Origin of the sequence: Thalassotalea sp. HSM 43 (assembly GCF_004752005.1) — a bacterium.
Classification (GTDB): Bacteria; Pseudomonadota; Gammaproteobacteria; order Enterobacterales; family Alteromonadaceae; genus Thalassotalea_A.
The window spans coordinates 2,968,206-2,984,916 of the sequence record NZ_CP038493.1 but is presented as its reverse complement, the minus strand read 5'-3'; the positions used below and the strand labels follow the sequence as shown (position 1 = coordinate 2,984,916).

The following is a 16,711-nucleotide window of genomic DNA, read 5'->3' as shown; positions in this document are numbered from 1 at the left end:
GTAGTCTATTCGCCACTGATTCGCTCAGGTAATACCGAGCGCAGTTTATGGTATGTATTGTCCATCAAGGTTGCAGTTGTTTGCCAGTCAATACATGCATCGGTTACCGATACACCATATTTTAATTGGTGCTTAGGCAGGTTAGTACTCTGATTGCCTTCATGCAAGTGACTTTCCAACATCAAGCCTATGATAGAAAGGTTACCTTCACAAATTTGATTAACCACATTATCCGCCACCAAAGGTTGGCGATTATGATCTTTGCTTGAATTAGCGTGCGAGCAATCGACCACTAAAGCTTGAGGTAAATTGGCCTTTTGCAATTGCTGCTCACATAACGAGACATTAACAGAATCGTAATTTGGTTGCTTACCGCCACGCAAAATTACGTGACCATCTGGATTACCCGAGGTTTTAATTAAGGCCACCTGACCTTCGCGGTTTATGCCCATAAAACGGTGTGATGAAGCCGCTGATTGCATAGCATTAATTGCCACATCTAACGAGCCATTGGTACCATTTTTAAAGCCGATTGGCATCGACAAACCACTGGCCATTTCACGATGCGTTTGCGATTCTGTGGTTCGCGCCCCTATGGCCGACCAACTGAATAACTCAGCCATATATTGTGGTGAAATTGGATCCAATGCTTCGGTGGCCAAAGGCAAGCCAAGCTCGGTTAAGTAAATCAGCAATTCACGAGCGGTTTCAAGACCATTGCTGACATCAAAGCTGCCGTCCATATTTGGATCGTTAATCAGGCCTTTCCATCCGACAGTGGTTCTTGGCTTCTCAAAATATACACGCATAACGATATACAAACTGTCTTGATACTTGTCATGCAATTCTTTTAACTTGCGACCGTATTCTTTTGCCGCATCCACGTCGTGCACTGAACACGGACCAGAGATAACCAATAAGCGATGGTCCTGCTTGTGAATGATGTTGGCGATGTTTTGTCTTGCTTGCAAAATGAATTCACGGTTCGCGTCAGTAAGCGGTAACTTCGCCTTTAGCGCATTAGGTGTAATCAGTACTTCTTCGGAGTTAACGTGAATATCGCTAAGCTTAATCGTTTGCGTCGTCATAATAAAATGATCCCAGTTTCTTTTTAATGTGTGTTTGTTAGGTGTTGCGAGTGTGTTTTTTATCTGCCGGGCAAGGCAAGGGTTACCAGATGTTTCTAGTAATAAAGATAGGTGTAGCGATAATATCGAAAAGAAATTGCTAGTAGTGTCATACTTTTATCGCAAAAAGAAAAAAATAATGCAAGGCCGCTGTTTTGTGGTTTCAGCGATTACTTGCTGCCCTATGCAGTTATTTGTAACAGCTATGGCTTCTGTTTGGCAAGTACTAATTTTCAACAATTTGTTATCTTTTATAACAAAAGCGACAAATGCCCATTTAAAAGCGATTAATTACCGGTAAGTTCCCACCTTGAACAAGATAATTGCCCGGTGAGAACTTATCGATGCGTTCACTAGAAGTAATGACGCACACCTATCCAGGCTTGGGTTTGCCATTCACTTGGGACACTACGATTGAATACATCCACTTCGGTTTTACTGACATCGTAGCGGGTATTTAGCCACCAACTTCGGCCTTTATTTAAAGGCACATTCAGTGAGGTTTTTACCGATAAACTGTGCATGTCGATATCATCACCTGTTAAGTCTTGCCACTCAGGGACAACCGTTACATAGGCGCCATTTGTACCAAGGTATTTTGCGCTTATGACACTCAAAGAGTACCCCATGACATCGTCATAGCCGTCGGAGACACCGTTCACTTTCATGGTGCCTGTGGTTAGACCAAACCTTGGGTATAGCAATAAACCAGAGGTGTGCTCTGGATTAATGGCAAATACACCACCAATTGATAATAAGTCGGTTTTTATCTCGCTATTGGTTTTGATGTAATCAACAGAGATGCCGACCTTGGGAATATCTTCACTGTTGGCATCAAACACATGAAAATATTGCAAACGACCAGCGCTAAAGCGCGTGCCAAACTCATTATCGTCGCGCTGCGCAACGTTTTGTTCATCGGTTAACGTTAGCTCGCCTAACAGGGCAAATTGACGTCCATCTTCGAGACTGCCAGAGAATTGCCCTTGCAGCTGCGTATCAGAGCTGCCGTTTAGCATAATAGCGCCTTGGGTATAGACGTTAGTCACATCCGCGGGATCGATTTCCTTGCTTTGCGTTGCCAACACAGGCGCAGCGAAAAGCAGTGCCATAGGCACCAATAAAGTAAATTGTTTCATAATTAAAAAGCTTAAGAAGTGCTTCGTCCCTGAAGCGAGTTAAATAACGGTTAGAATTGACGTTCTAAGGTGATAAGAGCCTTACTTACCAGCGAGTTGTTTGGCTGCTGAGCGCATTAGTGCTGGCGCCTTACTTTCACCAAAGCCCGAATGGTAAGGATTGGTTGAGAACACCACTCCGACAAAGTCTCTATCTGAGTCTATGTATAGGAATTGCCCCAAGTTGCCGCTTTTACCAATGGCGCCATCAGCGAAAATAAAATCAAACTGATAAGACTGTGACGATGTCATTTCATTGAAGATACCGACAGAACTTAACTGTTTAGATGAATTTTCATGGGTTTTCTCGTCACCACTTGTTTTAATGGTGTGCAACACATCTGCCGATACCACTTGCTCAGTGGCCACCGCAGGCCAACTTGGGGTGAACAACGTGCCATAACGCGCCATGTCCTCCAATGTGGTAGACATCAAGCCTACAGGCAGCGCCATGCCATCTGGTGTTAGGTTAAACAACGCCGGTTGTCTGGCGGTCATTTTGCTCCACACACGATCTTCAAATACTTTAACCCAGCTGGTGTTTTCAATATTCTCGACCATTTGCGTTAATACCGTGGTGTTCAATGAGGCGTAACGAAAATGCTCGCCTGCTTTTTCGCCGGGCAGTTTCTCGGTATCTAAAGCAACATCCATCCAGCTTTCCACTTGTCCTGTGGAATGTCTTGGCGAACCAAATCCAGCGGCAAAAAAGCGCACCACAGGGGAGTCTGGATTTAAGATAGATTGCAAAGTCTCTTCATTGTCTAAACCTGTGGTGTGGTTTAGTAAATCTAACACCCTGACATCTTCCCATACCGTGCCTTTAAGCTCCGGTACATAAACCGGCACCGGCTTTTGTGGGTCGATCTTACCCTCATCGACAAGTTGTGCGACCACTAGCCCTACGCTGGTTTTTGCTGCCGAAGTCCAGATATGACGATCGCTTGGTTTCATACCCGGGTAGCTTTCATAAACCACCTCACCTTTGTGAATGAGCATAAAGCCTTGGGTACGAAACTGTGGATCAGCTAAGTACTGTGCCATTGTCATTTCGCCTTTAGCACTGGTTTGCACTTTTAAATCGTCAAGTTCGGCATTAATGTTTCTTGGCAAAGGCTTGTAATCAACATGTGGTGAGGCGATAGCCGTTGGCATAAACTCGTTCATGTGCATGTTGTAATACAAGGCGTGATCGCCACCCATTTGCCAGTGAAAGTTACTGAAATTTGCACGTGCTGCATCAATAAACTCTGGCGTGTAAGCATGTTTTGCTGCTTCAACACTGAGGTTGACTTTGGCACCATCGACTTGCAGCGCTGCCTCCATTGGGTTTTGTTCAGCCAGTGCTTTAACAATAAAGAATGAGCTTGATGCGACAATAATTGATGTCAGTAGTGATAAACGTTTGATGTTCATAATGGTCTCCTAAATAAGTTGAGCACATTATATTGAGCTACACTGATATCGTTAGGTCATTTCACGACATTTGCTATGCATTGACATCTGGCTTGGCAGAATATGTCGACAAGGAGCTATATGAAATCCACGGCTGCAACGAGCCAATTGCTGATATCGTCGACGGTTAACATTAAGCCGTTTATAGACTACTGCCAGCGCCATAAACTCGACTGGCAAGCTTTGGCAAAGGAGTGTCGGTTGCCGTTAGATTTAATGGCAACGGATAACTGGTTACCAACCAGAGACTTATTAAATTTTATTGCCGCAATCGATCGACATTATGGTTATCAAGTTGCCATTGATGTTGGCCGTTTGGTCACGGTTCGTCATTTATCCGTTGAGTTGGATGAAAAACTCGACCAATGCCAATCATTAATTCAGGGCATATCAACGCTAATCGATGAAATGCCTCAGCTCAGCAACCACGTAACCATATGGGTCGAGCGATTTGAACAACAATGCTGGTTATGCCATCGCAGCGCATATCGGCCAACCCTACCGGGATTTGAACAAGCCGAGTGGTTTCGCACCTTGGCGCTTATTAACTTTTGCCGAAAATATTTAGGCCAAGCATGGCGACCAGACAAAGCTAAGCTGATCTCATCAGATAAAAACCAAGACAGGTTACCTATTCACTTTAAGCAGTCAGAGATACAATTTGGTTATTTATTTGGCGCGATAAGCATTGACCTGAACGATGATTATCCGCTGCATAATGTCGTCAATAACACCCCAAACTGGCACGATGCCATGGTCAAATTAATTCGCACCTACGCGACACTGCCTTGGTTTAGTATCGAATGGTTTGCCGATAGATTGGGTATGACCTCACGCACATTGCAGCGCAACCTCAAGCAAAAAGATATCACCTTTAAAGACGTCAAAGAGCAAACAAAACGCGATACAGCACTGGCGTTATTAGCAGACGCGCAATACAGCATTGATGATATCGCCTGGCAAGTCGGCTATAACGATCTGAGTAACTTCAATAGAGCCTTTAAAAAATGGACAGGGACAACGGCGCCGGCATATCGACGCTCACTTATTGGCAATTGAATCAGCGAATTTTATCGATAAAGGCATGTAAAATGCCTGCAAGAAAAACATGTATCATAAAAAAACCGAGGCTAAGCCTCGGTTTTTTCATACACAGCGAGCGTATATAGCACTAACGAATCAGACGTTGTTCAATCAGGTTTTCAACAACACTCGGGTCAGCTAACGTTGTGGTATCACCTAAGTTTGTTAACTCGTTCTCAGCAATCTTACGCAAAATACGACGCATTATTTTACCTGAGCGTGTTTTAGGTAACCCCGGCGCATATTGAATCAAATCAGGTTTAGAGAAGCTGCCTAACTCTTTTGCGACCAACGCTCTTAAATCACTGATTAGCGCATCACTTTCTTGTTCACCTTGCATTAACGTGACATACGCATAAACACCTTGGCCCTTAATATCATGTGGGTAGCCAACAACCGCCGCCTCTGAAACAGCTGGGTGTAACACCAATGCACTTTCGATTTCAGCAGTACCTAAGCGATGGCCAGATACGTTCAGTACATCGTCCAATCGACCTAAGATCCAGTAGTAACCATCACTATCGCGTTGTGCGCCGTCACCGGTAAAATAATAACCGTCAAATTGGCTAAAGTAGGTTTGATGAAAACGTTGATGATCACCATACACAGTGCGCATTTGGCCAGGCCAACTGCCTGACATCACCAAACCGCCACGGGCTTCACCTTCAAGAATCTCACCTTCTTTATTGATAATGGCTGGCTTAACTCCAAAGAATGGCAAGCCTGCGGCACCAGGTTTACTGCCAGCAGAACCAGGCAAAGAGGTGATCAGTACACCACCGGTTTCGGTTTGCCACCAAGTATCGACAATTGGGCATTTTTCTTTACCAACAATTTCATAATACCAATGCCATGCTTCTGGATTAATCGGCTCGCCAACGGTGCCAAGCAAACGCAAAGACGATAAGTCTTTATCATTGACAAAGTCATCACCTAAGCCCATTAACGCGCGAATCGCAGTAGGTGCGGTATAAAACACATTGATTTTATGACGCTCAACCATATCCCAACAGCGTGAGGCATCAGGGTAAGTTGGCACACCTTCAAAGACTAATGTGGTTGCGCCATTGGCAAGAGGCCCATAAAACACGTAGCTGTGACCGGTGATCCAGCCTGCATCTGCCGTACACCAGTAAATGTCACCATCACGATAATCAAACACGTATTTGTGCGTCATCGCGGTATACAAGATATAACCACCGCAGGTATGCAGTACCCCTTTCGGACTGCCTGTCGAGCCAGAGGTATAGAGAATAAATAACGGGTCTTCGGCGTCCATTACCTCAGGTTCGCACTCTGCAGATACGGTTTTCACAATGTCATCGTAACGAACGTCAATATCATCATTCCAGGCAACATCGGCGCCGGTACGGTTAACAACGATTACAGAATGAACATTGGCACAATCGGCGACAGCGGCATCAACATTAGCTTTCAATGGAATAATTTTGCCACCACGAACACCTTGGTCGGCGGTGATCACCACCTGACAATCCGCATCGAGAATGCGAGACTTAATGGACTCGCTACTAAAACCACCAAACACAACAGAATGCACGGCGCCGATGCGAGCACAAGCCAACATGGCATAACCGGCTTCAGGCACCATTGGCATATAGATACAAACACGGTCGCCTTTTTTAACGCCACGAGCTTTTAATACATTGGCAAACTTACACACCTGTTGGTGCAGTTCGTTGTAACTGATGTGACGAGTATCATCAACTTCGTCACCTTCAAAGATGATCGCTGTTTGTTCACCTTTGCTGGCTAAGTGACGATCAATACAGTTATAGCTGACGTTTAATTTACCGCCCTCAAACCAATTAATATTGGCACTATGAAAGTCCACTGAGCTGACTTTCTCAAACGGCGTAAACCAGTCGATGTGCTGTTTCGCCTGCTCGCCCCAAAAACCGTCGGGATCTTCAATAGATTGCTGGTACATGGCTTTATAGGTGTCGGCGTCAAGATAACTGCGGCTTGCTGCCACATCTTTTACTGGATAATACTTTTGTAATGGATTCATAGTGTTGCCTGGTTTTATTAGAATAATTTTTACTTTATTTAACTAATTTATTTAACTATCAATTAGGGCCAAAAGGCAAGATGCTTACTGTCTAAGTTATACACCTTTTCCGCAAATTCGCCTATAGAATTGACTTAATAGGACAAATAAAAACACAAAATGACAGCGCTGTCATCTATTTATTTAACATTTTTGCAAAATATCAGCATTACGCAACTACGTACCTATGAAGGCTGTTTGAGCAATATGCACTCCAACTCCCCCGCCATTCTCCTATATAAATCATTGATTTATAATTGAATAACTTTAATATTAACGAGATAACAAAACAGACGACTATCTGCTAACAGCTGTAAGTTCAAGCGATGAACATCAATAGCATCACAGTTTTTATCAAGTGCAGCTAACAAGTAACTAAAAAAATAAAAGGAAATTCGAATGAAAACGATAAGTTTATTATTATTAGCAACTTTTGTGTTTAGTGTACAAGCGGCGACAATAAAAGCGGTGCAATGCGGATCTAAATTTGTACGAGTTTCAGATGATAAATTTATGTTGCTTGAACGATGTGGAGCGCCAAAAAGTTCTGAAAAAATTTCAGGCGATTCTGAAGAGTTAGTCGAAAGAATGTATTACACATTACCTAATAAAGCGCCGATGGTGTTTACCGTAAAGCAAGGCAAGATAGTAAAAATAGAAGAGTTACGATAGAGTTTAGTTATTGAGTTTGTGGCAAACAGTTATACTCAAAGGCTGTAATGAGCGAATTGCAATCTAATCAAGTTCCGAACATTCGTACTGTTATTCTGGCGCTATTTCGGTAGTCTTGTGTGCGCATATAACTGGCAAATAACTGGCAAATAACTACAGAAACAAAAAAGGCTGCCCGTGGGCAGCCTTTTTTATGAGTAAGTAATAAATTACTTAGCCAACTTTTCCTTGATACGCGCTTTCTTACCAGAAAGTTCACGTAGGTAGTAAAGTTTAGCTTGACGTACATCACCGCGACGCTTAACGTCGATTTCCGCTACTAACGGGCTGTGTGTCTGGAATACACGTTCTACACCTTCACCGTTTGAGATTTTGCGAACAGTGAAAGAAGAATGCAAACCGCGGTTTTTCTTAGCGATTACAACACCTTCAAAAGCCTGAAGACGTTCTTTGTCGCCTTCCTTAACTTTTACTTTAACTACTAAAGTGTCACCAGGGCCGAACGCTGGTACGTCTTTTTTCATTTGCTCTTGTTCAAGAGCATTGATGATATTACTCATAATATTACCTTTTTTTCCTAGATTACACCGAACCGATCAAGAGTTATGTTTGGCCTTAATGGCTTTTAACATTGTCTCCTGCTCCTCAGTCAGAGCTAGGTTTTCTAAAAGTTCAGGACGTCGAGTCCAAGTTCTCTGTAATGACTGCTGCATGCGCCATTGACGTATGTGTTGGTGATTACCGCTTAGCAACACTTTTGGTACAGACTTATCATCTAATACCTCTGGCCTGGTGTAATGTGGGCAATCAAGTAAGCCATCAGAAAATGAATCCTGTTCAGCTGATTGATTGTGTCCTAATACACCGGGCACAAATCGTGCTACCGCGTCGATTAAGGTCATCGCTGGCAATTCACCACCGGTTAACACAAAATCGCCGATTGACCATTCTTCGTCAACTTCTGACTCGATCAATCGTTCATCTATCCCTTCATAACGGCCAGCAATTAATACCAGCTTTTTATGTTGAGACAGTTCACGTACACCCGCCTGGTCAAGCTTTCGTCCCTGCGGTGATAGGTAAATCACATGAGCATCATCACCTGCTGCCGATTTGGCCGCATGAATCGCATCACGTAAAGGTTGAACCATCATCAGCATCCCTGGGCCACCGCCATAAGGTCGGTCATCCACAGTACGATGTCGATCATGGGTAAAGTCCCTAGGATTGATACAATTAAAATCAATCAGGCCTTTACGAATCGCCCTACCAGTCACCCCAGACTCAGTGATTGCAGTAAACATTTCTGGAAACAGGCTTATCACCTCTATCCGTAATTTACTTTCACTCATTGAGTTAGAAACCTGGGTCCCAGTCCACGTTAATCTGTTTAGACTCAAGTGAAATATCTTTAATCACTTGGTCTTCTAAGTAAGGAATCAAACGTTCCTTTTTGCCAAACGCATCAGTGCGATTAGCTTTAACAACTAATACATCATTAGAACCGGTTTCCATGATGTCCGTTACTTTGCCAAGGTTATAACCCGACTCATTAACCACATCCATACCGATCAAATCACGCCAGTAGAACTCGCCTTGCGGAAGTTCTGGCAAAACGTCACCTGTTACCGTAATTTCCGCACCAGTGCGTAACTGGGCATCATTGCGATCACTAATATCAGCAAATTTGACGATTAAACCGTTATTATGACGGCGCCATTCACTGATTTCGACGTTTAGTTGTTTGCCATTGAGATTTAACACCCAAGGGCTGTATTCAAATATTGCTTCAGGATTTTCAGTATAAGAATGAATCTTCAACCAACCTTTAATACCGTAAACGGCACCAATTTTTCCAAGGATTACGTTGTTTTCCATCTTTATCTAAATCTCTCTCAACAATGACCAGTTAATTAAGCTTGCGCGTCTTTAACTAGCTTAGCTACACGATCAGAAACGTTAGCGCCTTGACCAACCCAATGGTTGATACGATCTAGGTCTAAACGAAGCTTCTCAGCGTTGCCTTGTGCAGTTGGGTTGAAAAAGCCAACTTTCTCGATGAAACGACCATCGCGAGAGTTGCGGCTGTCAGCGACAACTACTTGATAAAATGGACGCTTCTTAGCGCCACCACGAGCTAAACGAATGGTTACCATACCGTCCTCTATATGTAAGTTATAAAACGAATTTTCCAGACACTTTCCTAACCCACAGGGTTGGAAAAGCTCGCAGATTTTACGCTTTTACAGGGAAAATGCAACCTTAATAGAAAAAATCGACTAAATTATTCCAAAAAATTCGGGCTAAACCACAATTTCTGCGCTAAAATCGCGCTCCGTTTACAGGTTTATCCATAATTAAGCCTATATATTAACAGATCCCCTTTTAACAGGACACTACATCGATGTCGGCATCATCTAGTAATAACATGACAGGTTTGCTGTTAGCTTTGGTTACCGCAGTCATGTGGGGCTTACTGCCGTTAGCCTTAATGAGCGTTTTGCAATTAATGGACTCTTATACCATTACTATGTACCGCTTTTTGTTTGCTGCTGTCTTTGTTTCTTTCATATTGTACAACAATAAAAATATCCCAACGGCGATTTTCAAAAACAAAGGTTTGTTTAAACGTTTATTTTTTGCCGCCATATTTTTGTCGCTAAACTACATACTGTATTTATCATCACTGTACTTTGTGCCTGCTGAAACCGCGCAGATGTTAATTCAAATGGCACCGTTTATGATGCTGATTGGTTCTGTTGTGTTTTTAAAGGAAAGTTTTACTCGCGGACAAATGGTCGGTTCGGTTGTCTTGATCAGTGGCTTATTGTTGTTCTTTAACCAGCAATTCAGTCAAGCTGGAGATATTGCTAATGATGACTTTATTACTGGCTTTATTATTATGCTTGGCGCCTCATCGACCTGGGCTATTTACGCCATATTACAAAAGAAGATGCTTAACCACTTTAGCTCAAACCAAATCATGTGGTTTATCTATCTTTTCTCTAGCCTATTCTTTTTGCCACTGTCAGCACCGGCGGATATCGGTAGTTTAAATATTGTGGCTTTATTATTGTTGCTGTTTTGCTGTGCTAATACCTTAGTGGCCTATGGCACGTTTGCCAAAGCAATGGAGTATTGGCCTGCCAGCAAAGTAAGTGCGGTATTGGCTATTACGCCATTATTAACCGTGTTGTTTGCGACCATCGCTGAATCTATATGGCCACACCTGTTCTCTGCACAAGAATTAAACGGCTTGGCGTATATCGGTGCTTGTCTGGTGGTAACCGGCTCGATGTTAACGGCATTGGGTAATAAAATCTTAACCAAAGAAAAGTTTCGTTCGTTAAAACGTATGGTGCGATTGTAATAACCAAACCGTTAAAACCTTATCCACTAAAAAGGCGGTAATTACCGCCTTTTTTTATCTGCGTAATTTAACTCATTAACCATGCGGTAAGACAATATTCCAATTTAAATGAATGCTGTCTTTCGCCATGTCAGGGCTATTTTTTGCCGGCGACGCGACCACAAGCTTTTGCCCGTCACCTAAACGTTTAAAGATGATGTCTTCTTTATTACCCGGCTCATCCGGGAAATACATTTGCGTCACTAAGCGATCGACCTTGCCTGCCACATCAAAATGAATATGAGGAGGACGTACATTATCAGGGTTGACAGGGTTTATTGGGTAAGCCCCCGGTTTAATGGTTTTAAAACGATAGCGTCCCTGTTCATCGGTGATTTGCTCGCCATAGCCCTGAAAGTTTGGATCCAGTGGCGCAGGATTTATATCACCCTTATGATCATAGCGCCCATTGACATTGGCTTGCCAAACTTTAATCACCGCATTAGCTACGGGTTTACCTTCACTGTTAACCACTTGGCCACTTAGTTCAATCACTTGTCCTTTGGCGACACCATCTTTACCTTTAACTTGAGTCAGGTCCATATCACTATCAAGTGGACGAGCGACAGGAAAAAATGGCCCCATGGTTTGTGATGGTGTGGAATGTTCAAACGGTGATGCTTTGGCTTGAGCCAGTACCGACAAACTGGCTACCGATGCGATTAACTTTAATGTTGTACGTTTATCGCCTGGCTTGGTTGGGTCACTCATGATGCACCTTTGCAGGGGTTACTGGTGCTTATTAATATTAGTCCAACGAGATTAATTTGCTGATCTTTATCATAAAAAAGCCGTTATGCGATATCACATAACGGCTTTTTTTGACGCTATAAATAGGCTTAATTAGCCCAATCAATATACTCAGGATGCGAGTTAAGTGCTTTTTGTGAGCCTTTTAATGAAAAGTTATAACCACATAAACCAAAATTGCCGCGACGTGCTAACAAGCTAACAACTTTTGCACTGTCTAATGGCGAGAAGTTAGCATAGTAATCACCACTGTTTTCGACGGTAACGTTTATGGTTCGGATTTTATCGCCTTTATTAAATTCGATTATTTGACAACTATCATCACCTTGAGCGGTTAATTGCGACCATATTTCACCATCTGTGGTGCGATCCGCTTTCCAGTGGATAATCAAACCGTGATTATCATCAAGTAACAGATAATAATCATCTGGCATCGACAATTTATGCGCTCGTTGAGTATTGGCAGCAACAACCATTTTATTCGCTTGTTGCGCCTGCTCAGTGACCACCACTTGCTCGGTCGTTGTCGACAATAACATTGGTAACGCAACAGAGCTGATTGCCATTAGCGCCGATATAGCAACAATGGCCTTGGTCGCGCCATGATTATGCTGCATCCAGCGCTGTAACAACTCAGCAAAATCATTCTTTGCCAATTTAGCTTGTAATGAGGTGGTCACAGGGACTTGCTGTGCTTGAGCAGCAGCGTGTGCATCGTCAGCGTCTAACGATTCACCAAATAAACTTGGTTCAACTCGGCGATTCACCTGTTGACGTTCGTTTTGCTCAATTTTGGTTAACTCAGTCAAATCGACTGGCCCTTGGTAACCGGTAATATAGATACGCGCTTGCTGTGATGGTCGAGCAAATAAAAACAAACTTAATAAAAGAGGTAATAATACACTCAGCAGACTTAGCTTACTGTCAATGAAGCTAACAATCAGCAAGGTGAGTAACATGACCGCTGATACGGCAATGGCATTATATGAACGCATGCCGCTGTCACGGCAACGACGTATCGCTGAGGTGAAAAATATGGCGAAAGACAAAATCGCAAAGACGACTTTCGCGACCGTTGACTCTAACAGTAACGCATTGATAAAAAAGCCGCCAAATAACGCACTCAAAGACAAGGTTAAAAACCTGTCGGCATTATCGTGACCACGTAAACAGAATAAAGACTTGATGAACTGCACGAACGATTTCCCTTTATTATTATTGTTCGCTAAAACGTAAAACAATTTTCACTGCATGCTAACCTCGAGCTAGGTTACATATACAAGTGTACTAAAACGATATTAACCAAGGGGCGGGTTGAGCACAATAAAAAAGCCAGATAAATCTGGCTTTTTCGTCATTTTTTTCATTATCGGCGGAACATTCCGCCCATACCACCGGCGCCACCTGGTGGCATCATGCCTTTCATTGAGCGCATCATTTTCTGCATACCGCCCTTACCAGACATTTTTTTCATCATCTTCTGCATTTGCGTAAACTGCTTAAGCAACTTGTTGACGTCTTGAATTTGCGTTCCAGAACCCGCAGCGATTCGACGCTTACGCGAACCTTTGATGATATCAGGTCGGGCTCGTTCAGCTGGTGTCATCGAATTGATGATGGCTTCCATACGAACCGTGAGTTTATCATCTAACTGGCCTTTTACCTGTTCTGACATATTGCCCATGCCCGGCAATTTATCCATTAGCCCCATCATGCCGCCCATGCTTTTCATTTGCACCAGCTGCTCACGGAAGTCTTCTAAGTCAAATCCTTTACCAGATTTTACCTTCTTCGCTAACTTTTCCGCTTTTTGTTTATCAACTTTATGCTCGACTTCTTCGATAAGTGACAAAACATCACCCATACCAAGAATACGACCAGCAACGCGATCAGGGTGGAATGGTTCTAATGCGTCGGTTTTCTCACCAACACCTAAAAACTTAATCGGCTTACCGGTAATGTGACGAATAGATAACGCCGCACCGCCACGTGCATCACCATCAGTTTTGGTAAGAATAACACCGGTTAAAGGCAATGCATCGTCAAACGCTTTCGCCGTATTGGCAGCATCTTGACCGGTCATGGCATCAACAACGAATAAGGTTTCTACCGGCGTAATGCTGGCATGCAATTCCTTAATCTCGTCCATCATTTCGCCGTCGACATGCAGGCGACCTGCGGTATCGACAATAACAACGTCTATAAATTGTTTTTTAGCGTGCGCTATCGCCGCATCGGCAATGGCTTTCGGCTTTTGACTAATGTCACTTGGGAAAAACTCTACGTCAATTTCATTGGCGAGGGTTTCCAACTGTTTGATCGCTGCTGGACGATAAACGTCAGCACTGACCACTAACACTTTTTTCTTTTCACGCTCTTTTAGAAACTTACCGAGTTTGGCAACAGAGGTGGTTTTACCGGCACCTTGCAAGCCCGCCATCAAGATGACCGCTGGTGGTGTCGCTTTTAAATCAAGCTGCTCATTGGCTTGACCCATAGCCGATTCAAGTTCAGTACGAACGATTTTTACGAATACTTGGCCTGGGGTTAAACTTTTACTGACTTCTTGGCCAACTGCGCGCTCTTTAACTTTGGCAACAAACTCACGAATAACCGGAAGTGCCACATCAGCTTCAAGTAACGCCATGCGCACTTCACGCAACGTTTCCTTGATGTTGTCTTCAGTAAGGCGACCACGGCCACTGATATTCTTCAACGTTTTCGATAAACGGTCAGATAAATTCTCAAACATAAATTTCTTTCTTGCTCATTGCTAAGTCTGACATTGCAGACCTGATGAAATCGGAATCTGGCAACATTATACCCCGACCGGAGTACAGTAAAAGCATAATTTGCCTAATATGACGATAAAACGCCTGTTTTTTGTAACCATATGCAAAACCCCAGGGTAATTATTGGGTCGTTGCAATAACTAGGTTACAATAGCAATCTGATACCGATAAAGTTTTTCGTTACCGTTGCAGGTAGTACTGATATGGATACGCTGGTGATATTTTTCAACAACTTACTCGATCTAACCAATGAAGCGAGCCCTTGGCTATTGCTTGGTTTGATTATTGCCGGGTTGATGAAGTCGTTCGTGCCAACCAAGATACTCAGCAAGCATCTCGGCGAAGGTCGTTTCGCCGTGGTAAAAGCGGCGTTTATTGGCGCGCCGTTACCGTTATGCTCCTGTGGCGTCATTCCGGTGGCAACACAATTGAAACGCTCTGGTGCCTCATCGCCGGCAACCTCATCATTTTTAGTGGCGACGCCAGAAACCGGCGTCGACTCGGTAAGCGTGTCTTATGCCTTGCTTGGCCCTATTATGGCGATTTATCGTCCTATTGCCGCAATAAGCTCAGCGATCATCACCGGCATGCTGGTCAGCACGGATAAATCTGCCTACGTAAGTGCTGCCCAACAACATGAGTCATGTTGCACTAAGCAAGCGCAAAAACCCAGTTGTTGCGCCAGCAAGCAACAAAGCGCCAGCGAGCAATTCTTTGCTAAGCTAACTACTGGGGTACGGTATTCGTTTACCCAGTTAATCGACGACTTAATCAAGTGGTTGGCATTGGGTCTGTTGTTTGCGGCGTTAATTCGCACCTTTGTACCGACGGAATTTTTAACCCAATACGGCAGTGGCCTGCCAGCCATGATGTTGATGATAGTGATATCCGTGCCGATGTATATTTGCGCTACGGCCTCTACCCCTATCGCCGCAGGTTTTATCTTCGCAGGCATCTCGCCTGGCACCGCTTTAGTCTTCATGATGGCAGGACCGGCAACCAATATTTCTACCTTAGGTGTGATTAAAACAGAAATGGGTACAGGGGTATTGATACGCTACTTAGCTGGGCTGATTCTGTCGGCTGTCGCGTTTGGTTTTTTACTGGATTATTTATTAGCGGCATATCAAATAAACATCATTGACCAGATGAGCCACTCTCACCAAATGCTGCCTGGTTGGTTCGCCTATTTATGTTCGGCAATTCTCGTCTGTGCGGCGATTAAGCCACTGCGCTCGTTGATACTGAAATAGCGCTAGCGACAGCCGCTAAATTTTTGTTAGTATTGGTAAATCAAAATAAAAACCGAGCAATAAAGGAGTAAAGTATTGGACTTGGTAAACATCCTGACACTGTTGGCCGTTACCTTTTATTTAGGCGCCGCACTGTCAATATCACTGAAGCTATTTGATGCTCAGGGACCAAATCCCAAACTTTACCTAAGCCTAGGCACCTTCGCGGTACTTTGTCATTGTGTATTATTGTCGAATAATTTTTATTTTCAGCAACAACTCGACTTCAGTCTAATAAATGTTGTGTCCTTGGTAGCGGTGAGCATTTCTGGTGCGGTAACGGCCATCTCGTTGCGCTATAAAACCAATTTAATATTACCTGTGGTTTATGGTTTTTCAGCGGTTTTACTGGCTATTTTGTTTTTTCTACCTGAAAAACGACACCTAGTTATTGATACCAGCACCATGGTTTTAGTCACCCATATCACCTTTGCTTTGCTGTCCTATGGCATATTGGTTATTGCGACTTTGTATTCATTCCAGGTGAACTACATCAACTTTAAATTGAAGTCGAAAAACATAGCCGCGGTTAATCACTTACCGCCATTGATGCAAGTTGAAGGTCAATTGTTTGCCATCATGTTTACCGGCACCGTGTGTTTGGCGCTATCGCAGTTGATTGGCATGATGTTTATTGACAACTTTTTTGCCACCGAAAACGTTCATAAAACGGTATTATCTGTGATTGCCTTGGTGATGTATTCGGTGATCCTTTGGGGCCACTTCCGTCTTGGCTGGCGCGGTCATCGGGTGATGATATTGTCGATTATTGCAACCACAGTGCTTACTTTGTCGTACTTTGGCAGTAGATTTGTAAAAGAAGTTCTTTTATCTTAAGAAATGCTGTATATATACAAACTGTGAATTAAGTAATAAAGGATCCCC

General features: G+C 43.4%; 16 protein-coding genes. 5 read left to right on the top strand and 11 right to left on the bottom strand.

The window, feature by feature from the left end:
- Positions 1-5: 5 nt before the first annotated feature.
- From E2K93_RS12975 to E2K93_RS12965, 3 genes are all read right to left on the bottom strand, one after another.
- The gene (locus E2K93_RS12975) at positions 6-1,088 is read right to left on the bottom strand and encodes a 3-deoxy-7-phosphoheptulonate synthase (RefSeq protein ID WP_135439506.1); all 1,083 of its coding nucleotides are present in this window, start codon (positions 1,086-1,088) and stop codon (positions 6-8) included.
- Between the two features lie 392 nt (positions 1,089-1,480).
- Positions 1,481-2,266, bottom strand: coding sequence for a hypothetical protein (locus tag E2K93_RS12970; protein ID WP_135439505.1), 786 nt, complete (start codon positions 2,264-2,266; stop codon positions 1,481-1,483).
- 81 nt (positions 2,267-2,347) lie between these two features.
- The gene (locus tag E2K93_RS12965) at positions 2,348-3,721 is read right to left on the bottom strand and encodes a serine hydrolase domain-containing protein (protein ID WP_135439504.1); all 1,374 of its coding nucleotides are present in this window, start codon (positions 3,719-3,721) and stop codon (positions 2,348-2,350) included.
- Between the two features lie 120 nt (positions 3,722-3,841).
- Here E2K93_RS12965 and E2K93_RS12960 point away from each other — a divergent pair, with 120 nt between their 5' ends.
- Positions 3,842-4,819 (top strand): helix-turn-helix domain-containing protein, encoded by a 978-nt coding sequence (locus E2K93_RS12960; protein ID WP_135439503.1) that lies wholly within the window; start codon positions 3,842-3,844, stop codon positions 4,817-4,819.
- A 112-nt stretch (positions 4,820-4,931) separates the two neighbouring features.
- Here the strand turns inward: E2K93_RS12960 and acs are convergent, their stop codons facing one another.
- Positions 4,932-6,872 carry an acetate--CoA ligase gene (acs, locus tag E2K93_RS12955; protein WP_135439502.1) on the bottom strand — a complete coding sequence of 647 codons (1,941 nt, stop codon included), beginning with the start codon at positions 6,870-6,872 and terminating at the stop codon, positions 4,932-4,934.
- Positions 6,873-7,310: 438 nt separating this feature from the next.
- Here acs and E2K93_RS12950 point away from each other — a divergent pair, with 438 nt between their 5' ends.
- Positions 7,311-7,583: a DUF2845 domain-containing protein gene (locus tag E2K93_RS12950; protein ID WP_135439501.1), complete on the top strand. Its 273-nt coding sequence runs from the start codon at positions 7,311-7,313 to the stop codon at positions 7,581-7,583.
- 209 nt (positions 7,584-7,792) lie between these two features.
- On the opposite strand, the gene rplS is transcribed toward E2K93_RS12950, so the two are convergent.
- The 4 genes from rplS to rpsP are packed head-to-tail and all read right to left on the bottom strand — an operon-like array spanning position 7,793 to position 9,739.
- On the bottom strand, positions 7,793-8,143 hold the full coding sequence (gene rplS / locus E2K93_RS12945; protein ID WP_135439500.1) for a 50S ribosomal protein L19: 351 nt from the start codon (positions 8,141-8,143) through the stop codon (positions 7,793-7,795).
- A gap of 36 nt (positions 8,144-8,179) precedes the next feature.
- On the bottom strand, positions 8,180-8,935 hold the full coding sequence (gene trmD / locus E2K93_RS12940) for a tRNA (guanosine(37)-N1)-methyltransferase TrmD (protein ID WP_135439499.1): 756 nt from the start codon (positions 8,933-8,935) through the stop codon (positions 8,180-8,182).
- A gap of 4 nt (positions 8,936-8,939) precedes the next feature.
- On the bottom strand, positions 8,940-9,461 hold the full coding sequence (gene rimM / locus E2K93_RS12935) for a ribosome maturation factor RimM (RefSeq protein ID WP_135439498.1): 522 nt from the start codon (positions 9,459-9,461) through the stop codon (positions 8,940-8,942).
- Between the two features lie 35 nt (positions 9,462-9,496).
- Positions 9,497-9,739: a 30S ribosomal protein S16 gene (gene rpsP / locus E2K93_RS12930; protein WP_135439497.1), complete on the bottom strand. Its 243-nt coding sequence runs from the start codon at positions 9,737-9,739 to the stop codon at positions 9,497-9,499.
- A gap of 248 nt (positions 9,740-9,987) precedes the next feature.
- Between rpsP and E2K93_RS12925 the strand changes: the two genes are divergently transcribed.
- The gene (locus tag E2K93_RS12925; RefSeq protein WP_135439496.1) at positions 9,988-10,953 is read left to right on the top strand and encodes a DMT family transporter; all 966 of its coding nucleotides are present in this window, start codon (positions 9,988-9,990) and stop codon (positions 10,951-10,953) included.
- 75 nt (positions 10,954-11,028) lie between these two features.
- On the opposite strand, the gene E2K93_RS12920 is transcribed toward E2K93_RS12925, so the two are convergent.
- The 3 genes from E2K93_RS12920 to ffh form a co-directional block, all read right to left on the bottom strand.
- Positions 11,029-11,703: a protocatechuate 3,4-dioxygenase gene (locus E2K93_RS12920; RefSeq protein WP_135439495.1), complete on the bottom strand. Its 675-nt coding sequence runs from the start codon at positions 11,701-11,703 to the stop codon at positions 11,029-11,031.
- 128 nt (positions 11,704-11,831) lie between these two features.
- Positions 11,832-12,938 carry a hypothetical protein gene (locus E2K93_RS12915; RefSeq protein WP_135439494.1) on the bottom strand — a complete coding sequence of 369 codons (1,107 nt, stop codon included), beginning with the start codon at positions 12,936-12,938 and terminating at the stop codon, positions 11,832-11,834.
- A 170-nt stretch (positions 12,939-13,108) separates the two neighbouring features.
- Positions 13,109-14,494, bottom strand: coding sequence for a signal recognition particle protein (gene ffh, locus E2K93_RS12910; RefSeq protein WP_135439493.1), 1,386 nt, complete (start codon positions 14,492-14,494; stop codon positions 13,109-13,111).
- A 243-nt stretch (positions 14,495-14,737) separates the two neighbouring features.
- On the opposite strand from ffh, the gene E2K93_RS12905 reads away from it, so the two are divergent.
- Together E2K93_RS12905 and E2K93_RS12900 are read left to right on the top strand one after the other, a co-directional pair.
- A complete protein-coding gene (locus E2K93_RS12905) occupies positions 14,738-15,787 on the top strand; it encodes an SO_0444 family Cu/Zn efflux transporter (protein ID WP_135439492.1) in 1,050 nt (349 codons plus the stop codon).
- Between the two features lie 75 nt (positions 15,788-15,862).
- Positions 15,863-16,663: a cytochrome C assembly family protein gene (locus E2K93_RS12900; RefSeq protein ID WP_135439491.1), complete on the top strand. Its 801-nt coding sequence runs from the start codon at positions 15,863-15,865 to the stop codon at positions 16,661-16,663.
- Positions 16,664-16,711 lie beyond the last annotated feature (48 nt).

What these genes read in the sequence shown, in the direction of transcription:
- E2K93_RS12970 (WP_135439505.1), bottom strand. Translation starts at nt 2,266, where the DNA reads ATGAAACAATTTACTTTATTGGTGCCTATGGCACTGCTTTTCGCTGCG.
- trmD (WP_135439499.1), bottom strand. Translation starts at nt 8,935, where the DNA reads ATGAGTGAAAGTAAATTACGGATAGAGGTGATAAGCCTGTTTCCAGAA.
- E2K93_RS12965 (WP_135439504.1), bottom strand. Translation starts at nt 3,721, where the DNA reads ATGAACATCAAACGTTTATCACTACTGACATCAATTATTGTCGCATCA.
- E2K93_RS12975 (WP_135439506.1), bottom strand. Translation starts at nt 1,088, where the DNA reads ATGACGACGCAAACGATTAAGCTTAGCGATATTCACGTTAACTCCGAA.
- E2K93_RS12920 (WP_135439495.1), bottom strand. Translation starts at nt 11,703, where the DNA reads ATGAGTGACCCAACCAAGCCAGGCGATAAACGTACAACATTAAAGTTA.
- rpsP (WP_135439497.1), bottom strand. Translation starts at nt 9,739, where the DNA reads ATGGTAACCATTCGTTTAGCTCGTGGTGGCGCTAAGAAGCGTCCATTT.
- acs (WP_135439502.1), bottom strand. Translation starts at nt 6,872, where the DNA reads ATGAATCCATTACAAAAGTATTATCCAGTAAAAGATGTGGCAGCAAGC.
- E2K93_RS12950 (WP_135439501.1), top strand. Translation starts at nt 7,311, where the DNA reads ATGAAAACGATAAGTTTATTATTATTAGCAACTTTTGTGTTTAGTGTA.
- ffh (WP_135439493.1), bottom strand. Translation starts at nt 14,494, where the DNA reads ATGTTTGAGAATTTATCTGACCGTTTATCGAAAACGTTGAAGAATATC.
- rimM (WP_135439498.1), bottom strand. Translation starts at nt 9,461, where the DNA reads ATGGAAAACAACGTAATCCTTGGAAAAATTGGTGCCGTTTACGGTATT.
- E2K93_RS12905 (WP_135439492.1), top strand. Translation starts at nt 14,738, where the DNA reads ATGGATACGCTGGTGATATTTTTCAACAACTTACTCGATCTAACCAAT.
- rplS (WP_135439500.1), bottom strand. Translation starts at nt 8,143, where the DNA reads ATGAGTAATATCATCAATGCTCTTGAACAAGAGCAAATGAAAAAAGAC.
- E2K93_RS12925 (WP_135439496.1), top strand. Translation starts at nt 9,988, where the DNA reads ATGTCGGCATCATCTAGTAATAACATGACAGGTTTGCTGTTAGCTTTG.
- E2K93_RS12960 (WP_135439503.1), top strand. Translation starts at nt 3,842, where the DNA reads ATGAAATCCACGGCTGCAACGAGCCAATTGCTGATATCGTCGACGGTT.